The organism is Xanthomonas sp. NCPPB 3174 (assembly GCF_056725205.1).
Genome location: NZ_CM161517.1, coordinates 121574 through 141364, shown reverse-complemented (window position 1 = coordinate 141364; position 19791 = coordinate 121574). Strand labels below are relative to the sequence as shown.

Annotated in this window: 13 protein-coding genes; 6 read left to right on the top strand and 7 right to left on the bottom strand. The window is 70.8% G+C overall.

Annotated features, from left to right (window positions below):
* The first annotated feature begins 183 nt into the window (after positions 1-183).
* The 3 genes from AC1PK7_RS00645 (at position 184) to AC1PK7_RS00635 (ending at position 3936) form a co-directional block, all read left to right on the top strand.
* A complete protein-coding gene (locus tag AC1PK7_RS00645; protein WP_481099523.1) occupies positions 184-1089 on the top strand; it encodes a type II toxin-antitoxin system RelE/ParE family toxin in 906 nt (301 codons plus the stop codon).
* A 526-nt stretch (positions 1090-1615) separates the two neighbouring features.
* Positions 1616-2071, top strand: a complete 456-nt coding sequence (locus AC1PK7_RS00640) for a hypothetical protein (RefSeq protein ID WP_010341483.1) — start codon at positions 1616-1618, stop codon at positions 2069-2071.
* Positions 2072-2673: 602 nt separating this feature from the next.
* A complete protein-coding gene (locus AC1PK7_RS00635; RefSeq protein ID WP_481099522.1) occupies positions 2674-3936 on the top strand; it encodes a lipase family protein in 1263 nt (420 codons plus the stop codon).
* A gap of 304 nt (positions 3937-4240) precedes the next feature.
* On the opposite strand, the gene AC1PK7_RS00630 is transcribed toward AC1PK7_RS00635, so the two are convergent.
* Entirely contained in the window at positions 4241-4876 is a 636-nt protein-coding gene (locus AC1PK7_RS00630) for a DUF2306 domain-containing protein (RefSeq protein ID WP_481100958.1), read from the bottom strand.
* A gap of 141 nt (positions 4877-5017) precedes the next feature.
* Here AC1PK7_RS00630 and AC1PK7_RS00625 point away from each other — a divergent pair, with 141 nt between their 5' ends.
* Positions 5018-5473, top strand: a complete 456-nt coding sequence (locus AC1PK7_RS00625; RefSeq protein ID WP_481099521.1) for a hypothetical protein — start codon at positions 5018-5020, stop codon at positions 5471-5473.
* Between the two features lie 28 nt (positions 5474-5501).
* Here AC1PK7_RS00625 and AC1PK7_RS00620 read toward each other — a convergent pair whose 3' ends face one another.
* Positions 5502-6908, bottom strand: a complete 1407-nt coding sequence (locus AC1PK7_RS00620; RefSeq protein ID WP_481099520.1) for a J domain-containing protein — start codon at positions 6906-6908, stop codon at positions 5502-5504.
* A gap of 375 nt (positions 6909-7283) precedes the next feature.
* On the opposite strand from AC1PK7_RS00620, the gene AC1PK7_RS00615 reads away from it, so the two are divergent.
* Positions 7284-7616, top strand: coding sequence for a hypothetical protein (locus AC1PK7_RS00615; protein ID WP_152236469.1), 333 nt, complete (start codon positions 7284-7286; stop codon positions 7614-7616).
* Between the two features lie 224 nt (positions 7617-7840).
* Here the strand turns inward: AC1PK7_RS00615 and AC1PK7_RS00610 are convergent, their stop codons facing one another.
* Positions 7841-8407: a TetR/AcrR family transcriptional regulator gene (locus AC1PK7_RS00610; RefSeq protein ID WP_481099519.1), complete on the bottom strand. Its 567-nt coding sequence runs from the start codon at positions 8405-8407 to the stop codon at positions 7841-7843.
* Between the two features lie 86 nt (positions 8408-8493).
* Here AC1PK7_RS00610 and AC1PK7_RS00605 point away from each other — a divergent pair, with 86 nt between their 5' ends.
* On the top strand, positions 8494-9237 hold the full coding sequence (locus AC1PK7_RS00605) for an SDR family oxidoreductase (RefSeq protein WP_481099518.1): 744 nt from the start codon (positions 8494-8496) through the stop codon (positions 9235-9237).
* 53 nt (positions 9238-9290) lie between these two features.
* Here the strand turns inward: AC1PK7_RS00605 and AC1PK7_RS00600 are convergent, their stop codons facing one another.
* The 4 genes from AC1PK7_RS00600 to recC all read right to left on the bottom strand — a co-directional run bounded on the left by AC1PK7_RS00600 (position 9291) and on the right by recC (position 19474).
* Positions 9291-10088 carry a hypothetical protein gene (locus AC1PK7_RS00600; protein WP_481099517.1) on the bottom strand — a complete coding sequence of 266 codons (798 nt, stop codon included), beginning with the start codon at positions 10086-10088 and terminating at the stop codon, positions 9291-9293.
* 50 nt (positions 10089-10138) lie between these two features.
* Positions 10139-12112 (bottom strand): exodeoxyribonuclease V subunit alpha, encoded by a 1974-nt coding sequence (recD, locus tag AC1PK7_RS00595; protein ID WP_481099516.1) that lies wholly within the window; start codon positions 12110-12112, stop codon positions 10139-10141.
* A 142-nt stretch (positions 12113-12254) separates the two neighbouring features.
* Positions 12255-16070, bottom strand: coding sequence for an exodeoxyribonuclease V subunit beta (gene recB, locus AC1PK7_RS00590; RefSeq protein ID WP_481099515.1), 3816 nt, complete (start codon positions 16068-16070; stop codon positions 12255-12257).
* The gene (recC, locus tag AC1PK7_RS00585) at positions 16067-19474 is read right to left on the bottom strand and encodes an exodeoxyribonuclease V subunit gamma (protein WP_481099514.1); all 3408 of its coding nucleotides are present in this window, start codon (positions 19472-19474) and stop codon (positions 16067-16069) included. The genes recB and recC overlap by 4 nt, the downstream gene beginning before the upstream one ends.
* Between the last annotated feature and the right edge of the window lie 317 nt (positions 19475-19791).

Sequence of the window (19791 nt, the reverse complement as noted above, 5' to 3'; positions counted from 1 at the left end):
GCCCAGGTGGGCGACGCGGGGCCGACCGCCCCCAACGCGTGAACGCCAGGTGTCGGGCGATGCCGGCCATCGCATCGGTTGTCATGGCCGGGGTCGGCGCAGGCGGTACGATGGCGGCCTCCCACGTTCGCCCCCTCCCCGGAACCGCATGAAGGCTGGCCTCCCCGACGCCGCCGCGACGGCATGAGCCGCGCGTCGCACCGCGCGCCCGTCGCTGCGGAGACCCGCAGCGAACGCTGGCAGCGCTGGATCGCCTGGCTGCTCAGCGCGCTGCTGCACGTGCTGATGGCGCTCGCCCTGCTGTATTCGGCCAAGCCCACCATGTCCACGCCGCAGGGCGCGGCCGGCGGCAGCCGGATCCGCGTGGACTTCCTCGGCGAGAGCGACAAGCCGGCGAAGCCGCTGCCGCCCAAGCCCAGCCCGCCGCCGGCGTCCGCCGCGCCCAAGCGCACGCGCGCCACCACCACCGTGCAATCCACGCTGGTCGCGCAGTCCGACGACCCGGTGCCGCCGCCCGATCGCGTCGATACGCCGAAAGCGGCGGACACGCCCACGCCCGCCCCGGTGCCGCAGCCGCGTCCGGCACCGCCGGCGCCCACCCCGCCCGCGGATGCCCCGGCACCGAGCCCGGCGCAGACCGCCGACAGCAACCCGCCGCCGCCGACGGAGCGGCGTCCGCAGACCTGGACCGGGCGCCCGCCCGGCGCGCTCGACACCGACACCGCGCCGGACAACAGCGGCCTGGCCGCCGGCCCCGGCAGCCGCGGCAACCGCCACGACATGGATGCGGCCCAGCCCAGCCTGGAAGTCGGCGGCTACCTGGTCTATTACGACCTGGGCAGCGAGAGCCAGCTGCGCACCTGGCAGCAGCAGGGCATGAAAGAGATGTTCATCCTGCTGCCCGGCACTCAGTACCGCATGGTCTGCCCGCTGGAGATCGCGCTGACCCGCGGCTCCGGCAAGTGCCGCGCCCTGCCGCCGGATTCGCCGGAGTTGAAGGACATCGGCGATGCCCGCCAGGTCATCAGCATGCTGCAGGTCTACCACCAGGGCGAACTGGTCTGGCGCGGGCCGGGGCCGTATCGCTGAGGCTTCGCGCTGGCTTCGCGCTGGGGCATCGATGCGGCAGCCTCCGCGCAGTCGGGACTGAAGTCCCTCCCACACAGAGCGCGCATCTGCTATTGCTGCCGGCAGCGCTTACTTCGCAGAAAAGCGCCCGCGCGGCCTGCGTGGCCACCACACGTGCTCGGTAGCGTCGGCTGCCGCCCCCGTAGGAGCGGCTTCAGCCGCGACGAGCGAAGCCTTCGTCGCAGCCGACATCACTGCAGTCGGGACTGAAGTCCCTCCCACAACGCGCCACCGGCCTTCCGTACTGCGTCAACGCCGGCAGGCCCACTCAGGCTGCAGGAGCGGTTTCAACCGCGACCCAGGCGATGCGAAGCGCGGGCCACATGGCGCATTGCACCTGCCGTCGCCACCACCGGCACCCTCACGCCCGCTTTGCATTCGTCGCAGGCGCGGTTGCTAGAGTCTGCCCGCGCCGCTGCGGCCGCCTGTCCCTGCTTTGCATGGACCGCCCGGTTCGGCGTCTTTCCTCCATTGAAGGAGTCTCGACATGCCCTGGAAATCCCCCCTCGCAACGCTTGCCCTCGCCGCCGTCGCCCTGCCCGCGCTGGCCCAGTCCGACCGGCAGGTGGTCGAGGACATGCTGACCCGCTCGGCCAACGTCTGCCCCGGCCACAGCACCGAGCGCACGTCCCCCACGGTGAAGGCCGTGCCGGTAGGCGCGCTGCGCGTGATGCTCGACCGCGGCCTGGTGATGTGCCCCGACCGGCGCCTGGACGCCACCGCCCCGGCCGTGTTCTACGGCAGGCTCGGCGTGTTCGCCTGGAACCCCGAGGTCGCCGCCGGCTCCAGCGTGATCGTCAAGCAGATCGACGCGATGACCCGCAAGGACGAATACCCGTCCGAAACCCTGGTATGGGACGCCAAGGGCACCGCGCTGAAGCAGCAGACGGTGCCCGCGTTCGAACCCAAGCCCGGTGCTACCGTGCTGTATCAGGTGCGTTGAGGCCCTGCAGCGGCTCGTGCATGGGCCTGCGATGAAGCCGGTGCGGCCCCATAGGGTCCGCCGGCTTTTTTGTGCCGCATGAAGGCCTGTATTTCGCCGGGCGCGCCGGCGCCGCGATCGCGGGGACAGCCGTGCCGCACCATGCCGTGCAGAACCACCATGCTGTCCAGTTCATGTCCTGTCGCCTTCCCCTTCTCCACACTGGAAATGGCGCAACGACACGCTCAATTATTTTGCTCAACTTCCGATTATCTTTAAGATCAAGATTATTAACTCCTGAAACATCCATGCGCGCGCCGTAGACAAATGCGGCCACACAGGCCCCACCTGCGCACAACATCCGCATTCGGCCGAATTCGCGCGAAAACCAGCGGATTTTTCATCATTTCCTCCACGTCACTGTGGCGCATCGCACGCCATCGCCTCGACATGCGACCGGATTTTCCGGCATTACATGTCGATTCCTGCGACCAAATCCCACGCGAATCAATACCGCGGATAAACATTACCCCGACGTGTCGCGAAAATAATACCAACGACATAGTAGCGTCTGCGCCCTCCCCCACCCCCGGGCGACCGGGCATCACTGCGAGGATGTTTCCATGGCCACACAGCGGAATCGGCTGGCGCTGCACGCACTTTCCCTCATCGGCATCGCGGGCGCGTTGCTGCCCATCGCCGCCACGGCGGCGCCGGCGCGCGGCACCCTGCTCAAGAGCAATGTCCTGACCAGCTATACCCGCCAGGCGATCGGCACCCTGCTGGCCAACGACCAATCGCCCGACCAGGCCAAGTGCGACGTGCGCGTGGCGGAGTTTACCTACGCCACCATCGGCGTCGAGGGCGAACCCACCACCGCCTCGGCCGCGCTGCTGGTCCCGGGCGGCAGCCAATGCCCCGGTCCGTTCCCGCTGGTGAGCTACAGCCAGGGCACCGAGTCGCAGCGCCGCGCCGAGCAGGCCAAGGAGATCCGCGACGCCAAGGGCGACGACACCATGGTCACCCACCTCGCCACCCAGGGCTACGTGGTGGTGAGCAGCGACTACCTCGGCATCGGCCGCTCCACCTATGCATTCCACCCCTACCTGCACGCCGCGTCCGAGGCCAGCGCCACCATCGATGCCCTGCGCGCTGCGCGCCAGGTGCTGCAGCGGCTCAACACCCCACTGTCGGGCAAGGTCATGCTGACCGGCTACTCGCAGGGCGGGCATGCCGCCATGGCCACCCAGCGCGAGATCGAAGCGCACCTGTCCAACGAGTTCAATCTGGTCGCCAGCGCGCCGATCTCCGGCCCGTATGCGCTCAGCCAGACCTTCCGCGACAGCTGGAGCGGCCGCAACGCGGTGGGCGAGAACACCTTCGGCATCGTGCTGGCCAGCTACGCCATCGTCGGCATGCAGCACACCTACAAGAACATCTACCTCGACCCGTCGCAGGTTTTCCAGGATCCGTGGGCCAAGCAGGTGGAGAAGCTGTTCCCCGGCAACCAGAGCCTGACCGACCTGGTGCTCGGCGACACCCTGCCGGGCGTGGACAAGATCCGCCAGTACTTCCAGCCCGGGTTCTACAAGGACTTCGCCAGCAACGCCAACGACCCGTTCCTGCGCGACCTGGAGCGCAACGACCTGCTCGACTGGGCGCCGCGCACCCCGACCCTGCTGTGCGGCTCGGACAACGACGCCACCGTGCCGCTGAAGAACGCCACCACCGCCGTCGCCGCGTTCAAGGCCCGCGGCAGCAACCAGGCGACCGTGCTCGACCTGGGCACCGGCAAGCCCAGCGACAACAGCGCGCTGGAGCACCTGTTCACCCAAGAGGCCTGCACCATCGCCGTGCGCCAGCAACTGTTCGACAAACTTCGCTGAGGTCGCGGCGGACGACAACGCAGGCGCACTCCTCCCCCGGCGCCTGCGACCGTCCGTCCCGCTGGCTGCCACGCCTGGGCGCAGGCGTGGCGGCGTTTTTCTGCGTGATGCGAGCGGCGCACGTGCCGGCGTCTCACGGCGATGTGGGCGACGCCGATGAAGGCGGGTTGTGCTTCGCAACGCCAAAGCAGAAACACCGACGCAGGAGTCACAACTGACTCAGAAATCCGTATGACCGCAGATCGGAGTGGCGATACCGGCAGCGACAATCACCGGCCGGCACTCGATCCCACACGCCTGGCCATCACCCCGCGCCGAGACCGGCGCCACGCGGCAGCATCGCCGATTGCTTGCGCCGGCCCCGTTCGTCGGCAACCACGCGGCCCACGCCATACACCGACAACGGCACCACCCAGCTCGCCCACAGCAGCAGCGCGATCAAGCCCGGCGACGGCGTCAGGCCTAGGCCGATCGCCGACGGCAACGACACCCGGAACACCACCGGCGCCAGCGTCGCCAGATAGGCGCGCACCATCCAGCGCTGATGCCGCAGCACCTGCCCGCGCCAGATCGCCACCAGTCCGACCGACCCGGTGACCAGCCACGCCAGCGCAGTGGCCGCGAAAGCCACCCGGATCGCAGGCGGCGCCGGCGATGTCGCGATCAGCCCGACCGCCCCGACCATCGCCACCACCATCCCCGCGAAATACGCCCGCCCTACCCAACGATGCAGCCGCGGCCAGCGCCGCCACCGCTGCGTCGCGAACTGCAGCGCCCCCAGCAACAGGCCGACCGCTCCGCCACCTAGATGGCACCATAGCCACCCGCGGCGGGTCAGGAACATGGCGTACGCAGGTGAATCTAGCGCCGCATACTTCAAGTACACATGGCGGACGAACTCGACCGAAACCGCAGCCAGCGCCAGCCACAACAATGCCAACACGACGCGCGCCACAAGCCTGCGTCGACGCAGCTCGACACCCTCGCGTATCGGATCGACCCGCATGTCCGGCTCCCTCGGCCAGTCCGCTCTGGCGATGAAAACGCTAGCATGCCAACTACACTTTTTCTTGAGCTAGCCATGAAGGCAACGAAAGTCCATCTCGCCCTGCTTGCCTTGCTCGTTTCGGGGATCGCTGGCGCCTCCGAAAGAAGCGACCGTCCCGATTTATCGCGCCTATTGTCCGATTCTGCGGATTTTTGCGAGAAAACTGGCAGTTTAGACAGGTCGTGCATCGATAGGCTTGACTATTACTTCGGAGTAATTTACGAGATGGACGAAACCGATTTGTCGACCAAGATCGATGAGCGCGCGATATTGGACATCGCGGAACTGCTGAAGAGCGACTACCCAAAGCTGTTCAGAGCGGCACGGATTCTTGGCGCGATGGGAAAGCGGGCAACGGTAGCGTTGCCGAGTTTGCGAGCCGCAGAAGCCAAAGCTGGCGTCGCGAGAGATCTAGACAGCTTGATCGGCAGCGAAGCACTTCAAAAGTCTCTCAGACTTGATATACAGCGGATAGAAGGCAAGCGATGACTGTCCATATGCCTTGTGAATCCAGCACTCACCGGGTTCGCCTGCGCTGCCGAACCATCTGCCGCGCCGCATCCAGCAACCAGTAACCCATTGCTGCCGCCAGGGGAATCTCGATCACCCGCGAGGTGAGCGCGACGAAGCACACCAGCAGCAATACCGGCGCCACGCGCCACACGGGCTGGTGGAATGGATTCAGGTAGTGCCGCTGGAAGCCGCGGACGCACGCGACGATCAGCAAGGCGATGGCCAGTGCCCAGGGGATCGGCCACCAGACCCTGTCGGCCAGAAGCAGGGTCAATGCCGACAGCACGGGAATGCACAGCAGATGCGCCCAGCGCCAACGCCGGACCGCCGTTTCCGGCAGTGCCTGCCAATGACAGAACTCTACGGCGACCGCGCAGGCGACGACGATGGCGCTCAGGCTCATCCAGGCCACCGCGGCTTGTCGCAGCACATCCCACACGGTGGAGGCATTGCGAAGGGCCACGATCGGCACGACGAACAGCGAAAGAATCGCGGTGACCAGCAGACAGCGCGCGGCGTAGACCAGGACCCGGTCCAGGCTGAACCGGGTCGGATCGGCGGCGGCCTGCCAGAACACCCGGTTGCGCTCACCGATGGGCGGCACCAATGTGCCGTCCGGCACGCGCTGCAGACTGTCCAACAGGTCGCGCATGCGGTCCGCCTCACCGATGGGAATGGCATTGAACAGCGCGCTGCGCCATGCGAACGGAGGCGCGAGCTGGGCGAGGTCCTTACGCAGCCGCCAGGCCGGGACGTCGGCCGGGCCCTGCGCACTCAAGGTATCGGCCAACACCTCCAGCGCATCGGGGCGCAGTTCCCAGGCATGGTTGGCGTCATGACGCGCATCGTCCAGGCGCATCGGATCCACGTCGCCGCCGAGCGTATCCCACTCGAAGAAACGCTGCAGTATGTCGAAACGGGCAGCCTCGATGGGTCGCGATTCCTGGTCCAACACCCCGAACAGCGCCTGGCCCACACGCATCTTGTCCTGCAACGACCACATCACCGGATGTTGCTCAAGCCAATGCTGCAGGGCCGGTGCCGTGCCCTCGATGGCATGGGCGACGATCTCGCGCGCCACCGCCTGCGGATCGCAGGGTGGCTGACGGCGTGGTAGCGACACCGGCTGTGGCATCTCACGCGGTTCCTGCGTGCGCGCTATTGCCGGTGGCCGCGGCATGTCGCCCAGCGGTTGGCGCGGCGGTGGCGCCTGTTCCAGCGCCGCTGGTTCGTGGGTCGCCACGCCAGCGTCGCGCGGTTTCGCGCCACTGGATCGACGGCACCACGCCAGGGCCTGTTGATAGGCCTCGTACAGCACCTGGAACCCCGCCGGATCGGTATCCGGCCGATGCTGCTTCAACAGGCGGGCGTAGGCACGCTTGATGCTGGCTTCATCCGCGTCCAGCGCCACGCCGAGTCGCTCCAGCGCGGCGCGTTGCCCAGGACTCACGCGTCACCCCATGGGCGCCCGACGGCGCGATGAAGCGCCACTGTGTCTCGCCAGCGGCCGCGATGCCCTGTGTTGTGTTGCATCGCCATGCCCCCCACCTGGCTACTGGATGCGTTTAGTTGCGCATGCTGTCATAGCGTCGGCGTCACATCCAGGGTCACGCGCCTCCTCGTCCCCCTGCTGCAGGCTGGGCGCCCTGCCTGCCGCCTTCTCTCTGGCGCGCCGGCAAGACAAGGGAGCGAGTGCGCCGTCGGAAACCGCTCCTCCCCATTCTTGACCTCCCATACATCCAACCCATCGCATCCTCGCCCCGATTCCAACACCGGAGGCGGGGACATGACGAAGTGGATGGGGGCGGCGCTGGCCGCGGCGATGCTGGTGACCGGCTGCGCCAGGGTGGAGGGCGAGAAGTTCGTCGGCCACTGGGTCAACGTGGAGTCGAAGGACGACACGATCGACATCGAGCGCAACGGGGAGTCGTTCATGGTGCGCAACACCACCCCGCGCTTCTTCACCCGCAAGCCCAAGACCGAGAGCTATCCTGCCATCTACAAGGACGGCGTGCTGCAGGTGAGCAACGACGGCGAGACGGTGAACTTCGCCATCGACGAGGCCGATGGGCACCTCAACACCGGCAGCGACGAGTACCAGCGGGTTCCGGCCAAGTAAACGCGTCGTCGGCGTGCGTCGTCTCGGATGACGCTACGCCCAGCCTGACATCCACACTGCGTGTCGCGCCAGCGCGGCGCGCAGCATCGTCTTGCTTGCACTCGGGGCAGCGCCTGGCGCGCGCGAGTGCGGATCTCTGAAGTTCTTGCAGGCTTGCGGATGGGCCTCACGCATCACGCCGACAGCATCGCTGAAGCCCTGCCCGCGCGCCGCTGGTTCACCGGCTAGGCGCGCGGCGCCGGCGCGGCGATGCCGTCGACAAACAGCCCGATCAGATGCGCGATCCGCGATTTCGGCGAGCCGAGTTGCTCGGTGGCCAGCGAGGTCGCGGTGGCGACGACGACCAGATCGTCGAACGAGACGTCGCGGCGGACGACGCCGCTCTTCTGCGCGCGCCGCAACAGCTGCTGCCCTTCCTTGCTGACGGCCTCGCAGCCCGGCGTACCGCTCTGCAACACCGCGCCGAGCGAAGTGGCCAGCCCGCGGTAGACGCACGTGTGCAGCGCCAAGTCCTCGAGATACGCGCGCAGTGCGGCCAACGCATCGAGTTCGCTGGCGCGCGCGTGGCTGGCCGCGGCCAGCGACAGGAAGCGGCCGCTGTAGGCCGCGGCGAACAAGGACTCGCGTGTGGGGAAGCGTCGATAGAGCGTGCCGATCCCTACGCCGGCGCGCTTGGCGACGTCTTCCATCGACGCCTCGGCGCCGCGCTCCAGGAACACCTCCTCGGCTGCGGCGAGCAGGCGCTCGCGGTTTCGCTGGGCATCGGCGCGCAGGGGGGTGTCGGCAGTCAAAGGGGGCTTTCCGATGTGGCTTGTGGAAACGGAGGCTACCTCCGTATAGTAAGTGGAGCAATCCTCCACTTATCAAGGGAAGCGAAATGGACAAGCGATTCGAGGGCAAGGTGGTCGCGATCACCGGTGGCACCGACGGCATCGGCCTGGTGACGGCGAAGGCGTTTGCGAAGGAAGGCGCGCAGGTCTACATCACGGGGCGGCGGCAGGACCGGCTGGACGCGGCCGTAGCAGAGATCGGCGGCGGCGCGGTGGGCGTGCAGGGCGATGTCGGCGTTCCCGAGGACATGGATCGGCTCTATGCGCGCATCCAGCAGGACCATGGCCGGCTGGATGTGGTGTTCGCCAACGCGGGCATTTCCGAGTCGGCGGCGCTGGGCGAAATCGACGTCGCGCACCTGGAGCGCCTGCTGGCGACCAACATCAAGGGCACGGTCTTCACCGTGCAGAAGGCGCTGCCGCTGATGACCACCGGCGGCGCGGTGATCCTGGCCGGCTCGGTGGCCGGCAGCAAGGGCATCGGCGCGCTCTCGGTGTACAGCGCCACGAAGGCGGCGATCCGCTCCTTCGCGCGCACCTGGACCACTGACCTGAAGCACCGCGGCATCCGCATGAACGTGGTGTCGCCCGGCATGGTCCACACGCCTGCGATGCAGGCCTACCTGGAAGCCAATGCCGATGCCGAGGCGGCGTTCAAGCAGATGATCCCGTTCGGGCGGCTCGGCGACGCGGAGGAGATCGCCGCGGCGGTGCTGTTCCTGGCCTCGGACGCGTCCAGCTTCATCGCGGGGCACGAACTGTTCGTCGATGGCGGGGTCATGGCCATCTAGCCTGCCCGGGAGCCCGTGGCGGCCAGCACGATCCGGCCGCCAGGTGGATGCCGCTACGGTTCGCGAAACGCGTCCCGCCACTGCGGAAACACGGGCCGGTAGTCCACCGCCCACTTCCTGCCGCCCAGTGCGATCGCGCCCTTCTTCTTGCGGGTCGCAAGGAAGGCGATCAGCGCCGGCTCTTGCGTGCCTGGCAGGAAGATCGAATAGTCATCGCCACGCTTCAGCGTGGTGGGGTCCTCCAGGCCTGGCCAACTGGCCGGCCAGACGATGGAGGCGCCCGGTGCGTAGTTGTAGTCCCAGAACATGACCTCCAGCCGATCGGGGATCCACTTGGTGGCGCTCGCCACGTGGAAGTCGGCGAGATACCGATGCAGGCCGGCGATGTTGGCCGGCAACACGTCGGGCTGCTTCTCGCCTTCGCGGCGCAAGGCGACGCCCCCGGTAGCATGGCCAAGGCCGTGCACGGCGGTCACGACCTTGCGTCCATCCACATCCAGGAACAGATGCGACGTGGGTTGATCTGTCCAATTTGGCCGCAGGTCGATCTTCTTCGGAACCGGTTCCGCGATGAAGCCACGCAGCGTGGCCTCGACGTCGGCCAACTGCGCGGGGCTCAAACGTGCGGCCATATGGGTGTACGCGCCCGCGGCGGTCTTCTCGACGAAGATGACGCGGCCATCGTCGTAGAGCGCGAACCAGGGCGTGTCCGCGCCAATGACCATCGCCCACGGATCGGTGATGAGCAGGACGGCGACCGGACGGGCACTGGCGGGGTCCTGGATCGCCTCGCCGGCAACGCCAGCGAATGACGCAAGCAAGGCGACGAGCGCGAAGACGATCCTGAGCATGCGGGCCGGACACGAGAAGGTGGCCGGATCATCGCATGGCGCACCGATGGCTAGAACAGCGACCCCTGTACCGGCGCTGCGGCCGGCGGAGCCACTTCCGGCGACGCCGCGATGCGCTCCCCATCCAACCGCCACGCCAGGCCCGAGATCCGCGCCGCATGCCGGGCCAGCGCGGCGCGCAGCACCGGTTCGCTGGCAGCGATGTGCAGCGCGCGGCGGGCGCGGGTGATGCCGGTGTAGACCAGTTCGCGGCTGAGCACGCGGGCGTCGCGGGCCGGCAGTTGCAACCACACTTCGTCGAATTCGCTGCCCTGGGCCTTGTGCACGGTCATGGCGAAGGCGCTCTCGTGCGCGGGCAGCGCGGCCGGGTGGAAGCCGCGGACCTGGCCGTCGCCGGCGCCGTCGAACCAGGCGACCAGAGTGCCCTGTGCGTCCTTCAGGCAGATGCCGACGTCGCCGTTGAACAGGCCGTGGCGGTAGCTGTTCTCGGTGATCAGCAGCAGGCGCCCGTGGAACCAGGGCGAGGCGGCGCCGAGGCGGCGTGCGCCGCTGGCGGTCTCGGCCAGCAATTGTTCGATGCGTGCGTTGAGCCCGCGCGCGCCCTGCGGGCCGGCGCGCACGGCGGTGAGCAGGCGCAGGCGCGCGGCGGCGCGCAGGGCCTGCGCCGGATCGTCGGCGTCGCCGAGGGCGCGCCAGTGCGCGAGCAGGGCGTCGCCGCCGGCGGCGAGCGCGTCGTCGACGCCGTCGTGGAAGTGCACGCCGGCGAGTTGGCCGTCGCGCAGCAGGCGCAGGGCGCCGTCGGCATCGCCGCTGCGGACCGCGTCGGCCAGCGGCGCCAGGGTGAAGTCCTGGGCCTGGCGGTAGCCGCGCAGCAGGTGCACGCGGTGCCCGACCAGGCCGCCATCGTCGCGGGCGACCGCGCTGTGGCCGAGCAACGGCTGCAGCGCCTGGGCGTCGTCGGCCTGCAGTGCGTCGCCGGGGCCGGCGGCCTGCAGGATCGCGGCAAGCACGTCGCCGGCTTCCACCGAGGGCAACTGGTCGGCGTCGCCGAGCAGGATCAGCTGCGCGCCGTCGGCCACGGCGTCGACCAGCTTGCACATCAGCGGCAGATCGACCATGGAGGCTTCGTCGATCACGATCAGGTCGAACGGCAGCGGGTTGTCGGCGTCGTGGCGGAAGCGCGGCAGGTCGGGGATGACGCCGAGCAGGCGATGCAGGGTGCTGGCGCCGGCCGGCAGCGCCTCGGCCAGGGCCGGATCGACGCCGTCGGCAAGCGCGCGCGCCACCGCGGCGCGCAGGCTCTCGGCCATGCGCTCGGCGGCGCGGCCGGTGGGCGCGGCCAGGGCGATGCGCGGCGGCGGCAGGCCGGCGGCGCGGGCCTGGGCCAGGCGCAGCAGCAGCAGGCGGGCGATGGTGGTGGTCTTGCCGGTGCCGGGGCCGCCGGTGACCAGCAGCAATGCGCGGCGCAGGGCGAGCGCGGCGGCTTGGGCTTGGCGGTCCGATGGATCGTTGGCGGCCGTGCCCTCACCCGCCCTGCGGGCACCCTCTCCCGGGGGGAGAGGGAAGAGCTGGGCGAACAGGGGTGCGAGGGCGGCTGGGTCGCTGTGCGGCAGCGGCTGCGCGGCGAGGCGGCGCAGGCCCAGGGCCAAGCGTCGTTCGTACTCGCGGTAGCGGCGCAGGTAGAGCAGGCCGTGTTCGAGTACGAGTGGGCAGTCGGCGCTGGCCGGGTCTTCGGCAGCGGGTTGTGCGACCCAGCGCGAGGCGGCCAGGGCGCGGGTCCAGTCGTCCGCGGTGGGCAGCGTCGGGGCGGCGCCGTCGCGGGTGTCGAGCAGGAGGCTGGCGCGTGCCGGGTCGAGGCCGGCGTGGCCGCTGGCGATTGCCAGTGAGGCCAGGGCGGCGCCGGCCAGGACCGGGTCGGGGGTGGCCGGGTCGAGGCGGGCCAGGCTGTGCGCGAAGGCGTGGTCCAGCGTACGCAGGGTGCCGCTGCGGTAGAGGGTGGCGAGGAGGTTGGTGGGTTGGCTCACGGGGTGGCTCCGTGGGCGGACGCACCCTCACCCCAACCCCTCTCTCCCACGGGGACTTCCTGCGGTCGCCGGGGGGAGAGGGGCTTGAGCGGGCGCGGAGCGACGGTGCGGTGGCGGGCGGCCGGGAGGTTGGTGGGTTGGCTCACGGGGGGGCTCCGTGGGCGGGCGCACCCTCACCCCAACCCCTCTCCCGGGGGGAGAGGGGCTCAAGCGGGGCACCGGCGAAGAGGGCGTCGACGCCTTCGATCAGGTCCGGGTCGAAGCGCCAGGCGTGCACGCCTGGCGACGGGTCGCGGGCGGCGTCCAGGCCGCGGCAGAACAGGTAGCGCACGCCGCCGAAGTCGCGGGCGTAGTCGTAGCCCTCGCCCAGGCGGAAGCGCAGCCAGCGGTGCAGCGCCACGGTGTAGATCAGCGCCTGCAGGGTGTACTCGCTGTGCGCCATCGCCCGCGCCAGGGCGTCGGGGTCGTAGGCCGGCAGGCGGTTGGACTTGTAGTCGAGCACGTACCAGCGGCCGTCGTGCTGGTAGGTGAGGTCGATCAGGCCGGTCATCAGCCCCTCCAGGCGCTGACGCGTGCCGAACGCCTGGCGCTCGCCGGCCACGCCGAAGCGGTGCAGCAGCGCCAGCAGCGCGTCCACGCGCGTCGGGCGCATGGCGAAGTGGAATTCCATTTCGTTGCGCCGCTGCGCGTCCGGCACCGCGGCCAGGCAGGTGCCTTCGGGCAGCGCCACGGTGAGGGTGTGGCCGACCAGGGCGGTGAGCATGGTGGTGCCGTCTTCCAGTTCGTCCTCGGTGTAGCCGCCGCGCTGCAGCGCTTCGACGATGGCGGTGGCCTGCCCGGCCGGCGCCGGCTGGCCTGGGCGCCAAGTGCGCCAGGCGGCGAAGTCGCAGCGCTCGAACACGTCGTGCATGGCCACGCCGAAGCGGTTGCCGACGAAGCGGCGGTCGACCATGTCCACCTCCACCGCGGCGCTGACCGGCTCGCTGGCGGCGGGCTCGTCGCTGCCGCCGCTGCTGGGCACCGTGGCGCTGGCCATGGGGTCGCTGCCGGCATCGGCATTGGCCAGTTGGGTGAAGCTGTACACCCACCACTCCGGCAGCACGCGCCGCTGCGGCACGCGTGCCGGCGGCACCGGCGGCGCCGGCTCGGGTGGCAGCCGCGGCAGCTGCGCCGGCGGTGGCGTGGTGTCGAGGGCGACGGCGACGGGCGCGGCGGCGGCCTGCAAGGCGTCAAGGTCGCGCAGCATCGGCGCCAGCGCAGTGCGCTCGTGCTGCGGAAAGGCGCCGGTGGCGATCCACAGCGCGTGTTCGGCGCGGGTCAGGCCGACGTAGAGCAGGCGCGCGTCCTCGGCGCGCTGTTCCTGTTTCCACGCGGCTTCGGCGGTGTCCCAGGCCGGGTCGGCGTCGCCGCCGCTGCGGCCGGTATTCCATTGCAACTGGCGCCCGCCCTGCGGCGCCGGCACCACGCAGTGGCGCCCGGGGCTGCGCTCGCTGCGGCCGATGCCGACATACGGCAGGAACACCAGCGGATACTCCAGGCCCTTGCTCTTGTGCAGGGTGACGATCTGCACGCGGCGCGCATCCGATTCCAGCCGCAGTTGCTGCGCCTCGTCGCTGTCGTCGGCATTGGCGATGCGCCGCGCCAGCCAGTCGACCAGGCCATGCGGGCCGAGCGCGCGGGTGTCGGCTTCCTGCAGCAGCTCGGCCAGCTGCAGGTAGTTGGTGAGGCGGCGCTCGCCGTCGACCAGCGCCAGCAGGCGTTGCCCGTGCGCGGCACCGAGGTCGCCGATCAGGGCCAGCGGGCCGCCGCGCTGCCAGCGCTCGCGCCAGTCCAGCGCCTGTTGCTGCCAGCGGCGGTGGCGCTCGCCATCGTGGTCGAGCGCGGTGATGGCCGCGGCGTCCTCGCCGATCAGCACGGTGGCCAGCGCGGCGCGCAGGCGGCCGTCGTCGCCGGGATCGAGCAGTGCCTGCAGCAGCGCCAGCAGTTCCAGTGCTTCATCGGTGGCGAACAGGCTGCGGCGGCCGGCGGCGACCGCGGGAATGCCAGCGGCGGCCAGCGCCTGCTGGATGCGCGTGGCCTCGCCGTGGCTGCGCACCAGCACCGCGATGTCGCCGGCCTGCACGGGGCGGCCGAGCAAGCTGGCGTTGCCGTCGCGGGCGTCGGCCAGCCAGCCGCGGATCGCCGCGACGCAGGCGGCGGTACACAGTTCGCGGGCACGCCCGGCGCTCCACGGCTTGGGCTTGCCCGGCTTGGCGGTGGCCGGTGGCGGTGGCGGTTCCGGCGCGCGCCACACGGTCAGCGCCGGGGCCGGCATGCCATTGCGCTGCAGGTCGGCATCGATGCGTTTGCTGCCCGGCTGCACCGGGTGGAAGGCGATGCCGTCGGTGAGGAAGGCCTCGGCGTAGCCGGCCTGCGCGTACAGCGCGTCGATCGCCGCCAGCAGCGCCGGGCGCGAGCGGAAGTTGTGCGCCAGCGGCGGCGCGCGTTCGGCGTCCGCGGCGGCGGCCAGGTAGGTGCGCACGTCGCCGCCGCGGAAGCCGTAGATGGCCTGCTTGGGATCGCCGATCAGGGCGAGCAGCGGCGGCGTGTCGTCGGGCGCGAACAGCGATGCGATCGCCGCATCGTCTTGCGCCGCCGAGGAGCCAGCCGTCTCCGGGGCGAACACCTTGCGGAAGATCGTCCACTGGCGATCGTCGGTGTCCTGGAATTCGTCGACCAGGGCCACCGCGTACTGCGCGCGCAGCCGCTGCGCCAGGGCGGCGCCGTGCGGGCCTTCCAGCGCGCGCGCCACGCCTTCGACCAGGTCGTCGTAGGTCTGCACGCGGCGCTGGCGCTTGAGATAGGCCAGCCGCTCGGCCGCGTCGGCGCGCAGCGCGTGCAGCAGGCAGATGCGACGTTGCGTGCGCCACTGCGCCAACTGCGCCAACGCGGCGAGGTAGCCGTCGATGGCGTGACTCAGCGGCGAGGCCGGAGTGCGCTCGGCGTGCTTCTTGTTGGTGCCGGCGGCCAGTTCGGCGGCGGTGAGCTTGACCAGCTTCGGATGCGGCGGGACGTCCGCCGCTGGCGTCGCGGCGAAGACGTCCAGCCAGTGCCACAACGCGGTCAGCCAGTCGGGTTTGTAGCTGACCTTGCTCAGCACGCCGGCCTCGATCGCCGCGGCGATCGCCTCGAAACAGGCGGTGCCGTGGGTGCGGAACGCCTCGGCCAGCGCCACGGCGGCGCGCTGCGCGGCCTGCTGCAACACGGCGCCGTCCTCGGCGGAAAAGACCGGCGCGGCCGGCAACAGCGTCGGATGCCGGACCAGTTCGCGCAGATCGATCGCCATGCCGTCCGGTCCGCCCGGCCACAGCGCCACCAGGTCCTCGGCCATCGCCGGATCGGCGGCGCGTTGCCGCCACAGGTCGGCGGCGACGTCGCGCAGCAGTTCGCGGTCGTCGGTGAGCAGTTGCGGCGCGGCGAAGGCCTGGCCGCTTTCCAGCGCATGCTCGCGCAGCACGCGCGCGCAGAAGCCGTGGATGGTGAAGATGGCAGCGAGGTCGATGTCCTCGGCGGCCTGCTGCAGGCGGCGACGCAGGGCAGCGGGGGTCTCGGTGCTGACGGCCAGGTGCGCGGTGAGGATGGCGCGGGTGAGGGCGACGTCGGGTGGGTCTTGTTGCGGGGTTGGGCGCGATGGGTCGGTCGCGGCTAAAGCCGCTCCTACGAGGTCCGGGGCAGCATCCGGCACCAGGCTGGCCGCCAGCGCCAGGCGCTCGCGGATGCGCCGGCGCAGTTCCTGGGTGGCGGCCTCGGTGAAGGTGACGGCGAGGAGTTGGCCCAGGCGCAGGCCGCGTTCGACCACCAGGCGGGTGAACAGCGTGGCCAGGGTGAAGGTCTTGCCGGTGCCGGCGCTGGCCTCGATCAGGCGCACGCCGTGCAGCGGCAATTGCAGGTAGGGATCGCGTTCGGGTGCGGCGCTCATTCGGCGTCTTCCTGGGTGCCGCGCCAGCGCTGCCAGCTTTCGCTGAGCCGTTCGGGATCGAGCGCGGGGCCGGCGTCGCCCTGTTCGAGCAGGCCGAACACGCGCTGGCTGGTGGCGGCGAACTCGGCGAAGCGCTGCGCGTCGGCGAACGGGTCGCGGCCGCGGCCGACCAGGCGCAGTTCCGGGCTGTCCGCCTCGCTCCAGCCAAAGCTGGCCTGCCACTGCGCGGCGGCGTCCTTGATCGCCTTGTCGAGATCGCCGGCGCGCGCGGCCTGGTAGTACTTCCAACTGCTGTACGGCGCGAACGACAGCGGCGCCTGGCGGCCGTGGCGATACAGCTGCAGCAACTCGCCCAGTGCCTGCTGCGCCTGGGCGGCCGGCAGCGGCTCGCGGTCCATTGGATGCGGGCCGAGGCTGTCGTCGTGGTCGAAGAAACGCACGTAGGGCGCGCGTTCGCCAGCGGCGCGCAGCAGCAGCCATTCCAGCCCGTGGCGGATCGCGCTGCGCCCGCTCAAGGCGCCCACCTGCACGCGCGCCACGCCGGGCGCGTACCAGCCCGGCAGGCGGCCGTGCAGCGCGGTGCCGTCGAGGTCCACCTGCAGCCGCGGCGCCAGCGGCGCGTCGTCGCCGCCACGCCACTGCCGGAACGCCTCGGCGTACGGGCGCAACTGGCGCACGCGCTCGTCGAGCTGGCGCCGGCCCAGTGGCCCGGACGGCAGCAGCGCGCGGGCGCGCAGGCGTTCGTACAGGGCCTCGGTGTCCTCGCGCAGCACCGCCTCGAACACCTGCTGCTGCAGGCCGTACTGGTCGAGCCCGCGGCTTGGCGCCAGCAGCGGTTCCAGGTCGCTGTCGGCCTGCGCCGGATCGGGCAGGCGCAGGCCCAGGCGCTGGCGCAGGAACTGTCCGGCCGGATCGACCAGCAGCCGCCGCAGGTCATCGATGGACAGCTGCGCCGGCGGCGCGTCGTCGGCCGCGGCCGGCAGATCGTCAATCCACGGCGCCAGCGGCTGGCGCTGGCCGACCAGGCTGTCCACTGCCGGCCGCCACTGCCGGCGGTAGCTGAAACGGCGCGGGTCGGCATCCTCGGCACCGGTGGCGCCGAACGCGGCGGCAGCGAACGGCTGCAACGGATGCCGCACCACCAGTGCCGCAGCCGCGGCCGGGTCGGCGTGGTATTGCGCGGCACAGGCCAGCAGCTCGCCGACCAGCGGCGAGGGTTCGCGCACGCTGCCGTCGCGCGCGTCGGCGCCCAGGTAGCTCAGGTAGAACACCTCCTGCGCCGAGGCGAACAGCTGCAGGAACAGGAAGCGGTCGTCCTCGCGCGTCGAACGGTCGCCGTGGCGGCGGCGCGTGGTGCCCAGCTCGGCGGTGAGGCGGTTGAGACCGGCGGCGGGATCGCGGCGCGGGAAATCGCCGTCGTTCATGCCCAGCAGGCAGATCACCCGGAACGGCAGCAGCCGCATCGGCACCATGCGGCCGAAGCTGATGCCGCCGGTGAGCAGCGGCGCGCGCGTGTCCGATTCGCCAAGCACAGCGGCGAAGTGCGCACGCACCACCTCGGCCGGCACCGCGTCGGCATAGTCGGCGCGGGCGGCGTCACGCGCGAACTGGTCGATCAGCGCGCGCAGCCGTTCCAGCGCGCGCTGCTGGCGCGGCGCCGACGGACTCTGCGGCAGCAGCGCCTCGAGCAGGCCCAGCAGCACCTCGCGCCACTGCGCCGGCGGCATCGGCTCGGCCAGCGCGGCCTGGTGGCGATCGAGCACGCGCAGCAGGCGCAGCAACGTGTCCAGCGCCGCCAGCGCGCTGCCTTCCAGTTGCGGCCACGGCGCCACGCCGTCGATGTCATCCTCGGCGCCGCTGGCGTGGCCGAGCAGCAGCCGGTCCAGGGCGAAGCGCCAGGTGTAGGCGTCGTCGGCCGGCGCCTGGTGGCGCTGCCGATGCGCCGCGTCCAGGCCCCAGCGCGCGCCGGCGGCGTGCAGCCAGCTGCGCAGGCGTTCCAGCCCGGCCTCGTCCAGCCCGGCGGCCTCGGCGATCGGCGCGCTGGCGATCAGGTCCAGGATCTCGTGCAGGCCGAAGCGCGCGATCGGCAGGCCGAGCAGCGCCAGGAACACTTCGGCCAGCGGCTCGCTGGCCAGCGGGCTGGCGTCGGCCAGCGCATAGGGCAAGGCGTCGTCGCCGGCGTGGCCGCCGAACACTGCGTCCAGGTACGGCACGTAGGGATCGATGTCCGGCGACAGCACCGCGATCTCGCGCGGCTGCAACGGCGGATCGAAGCGCGGGTCGTCCAGCAACGCGCGCAGTTGGTCGTGCAACACCTGCAGTTCGCGCAGGCGGGTGTGGCAGGCATGCACCTGCAGGCTGGGATCGTGCGGATCCACCGCGGCCAGGGGCGCCGGCCGCGCCGGCGCGCGGCGATGGAACAGATCGCTCTGCATGCGCCGCAGCAGGCTGTCGCCGAGGCCGCCATCGGCCAGCGCGCGCCGGCCCGACTCGAGCGGATCGGCGTAGACCGCGATCTCGGCCAGCGGATGCACCACTTCGTAGTCGCCGATCAGCGCCATGAAGTCGCGCCCGGCCGCGCCCCAGGCCTGCAGCAATGGGTTCTCCTGCACGTGGTCGGCGAACAGGTCCACCGCCCCACCCTCGCGGCGGCGCTGCCACAGCGTCTGCAGATCGCCCCAGTAACCTTGCGCCGGCGTCGGCAGGTAGAAGTGCAGCGTGCCGGCGCGCGCCTGCGTGGCCAGCACGCGCAGCACGTCCGGGGAGATGTTGAGCACGGCGAAGGCGAACAGGCGCCGCGGCAGGCCCTGCGGCAGCGGCCCGTCCGGGCGTGCGTAGCGGTCCAGGTACTGGCCGATGCGCCGCGCGCGGTAGGCGCGGCCGCTGGCGATGCGCCGCCACAGCCGTGCCTGCGGATCATCCGGGTCGGCGCCGCCTTCCCAGCGCAGCAGCCAGTCGCGGCGCCAGGCCTGGTACTTCTCGAACACGTTGCTCAGCTCGCCGGCCAGGCTCCACGGCTTGAGCGCATCGCCGTCGGCCAGATAGCCGGCCAGCGGCGCCAGCGCCGCATCGCTGCCCAGGTCGCCCTGCAGCGCCGCGTACAGGCGCCAGTGCATGGTCGCCATGTCCAGGTCGTCGGCCGCCGCGCCGAGATTGCGCTCCAGCGCGCGCGCGACGAATTCGCCGGGGGTCAGGAATTCCAGGTTCGCCGCCACCCCGTGCACCGCGGCCAGGGTCGACTGCAGCCAGCGCCGCATCGCCACCTGCGGGATCAGCACCACCTCCGGCGCAAGCAAGGGCTGCCCCGGCGGCGGCCGGCGCAGTTCTTCGGCGAGCAGGGCGGCCAGGGTATCCAGCGCGTTGGACGGATACAGCCGGAAATCGGGCGCGGACAGGGCAGGCATGTGCCGGGCATTGTGCCGGATGCGGGCAGGTAGCGCTTTCGGGCGCAGCCTTGTGCACCCAAACATCGCGCGTCGCTTCGCGCCGGACCCTCACCCCAACCCCTCTCCCGATGGGAGAGGGGCTAGCCGCTCCCTTCTCCCCTCGGGAGAAGGTGCCCCGCAGGGGCGGATGAGGGTACGGGCGCCAGCCTCATGCACCCAAACATCGCGGGTCGCTTCGCATCGTACCCTCACCCTAACCCCTCTCCCGGAGGGGAGAGGGGCTAGCTATTCCCTTCTCCCCTCGGGAGAAGGTGCCCCACAGGGGCGGATGAGGG

Bases quoted from the DNA above. Each gene is read 5' to 3' on its own strand.
- AC1PK7_RS00645 (WP_481099523.1), top strand. From the start codon at position 184: ATGAGCCGCGCGTCGCACCGCGCGCCCGTCGCTGCGGAGACCCGCAGC.
- AC1PK7_RS00640 (WP_010341483.1), top strand. From the start codon at position 1,616: ATGCCCTGGAAATCCCCCCTCGCAACGCTTGCCCTCGCCGCCGTCGCC.
- AC1PK7_RS00635 (WP_481099522.1), top strand. From the start codon at position 2,674: ATGGCCACACAGCGGAATCGGCTGGCGCTGCACGCACTTTCCCTCATC.
- AC1PK7_RS00625 (WP_481099521.1), top strand. From the start codon at position 5,018: ATGAAGGCAACGAAAGTCCATCTCGCCCTGCTTGCCTTGCTCGTTTCG.
- AC1PK7_RS00615 (WP_152236469.1), top strand. From the start codon at position 7,284: ATGACGAAGTGGATGGGGGCGGCGCTGGCCGCGGCGATGCTGGTGACC.
- AC1PK7_RS00605 (WP_481099518.1), top strand. From the start codon at position 8,494: ATGGACAAGCGATTCGAGGGCAAGGTGGTCGCGATCACCGGTGGCACC.
- AC1PK7_RS00600 (WP_481099517.1), bottom strand. From the start codon at position 10,088: ATGCTCAGGATCGTCTTCGCGCTCGTCGCCTTGCTTGCGTCATTCGCT.
- recB (WP_481099515.1), bottom strand. From the start codon at position 16,070: ATGAGCGCCGCACCCGAACGCGATCCCTACCTGCAATTGCCGCTGCAC.
- recC (WP_481099514.1), bottom strand. From the start codon at position 19,474: ATGCCTGCCCTGTCCGCGCCCGATTTCCGGCTGTATCCGTCCAACGCG.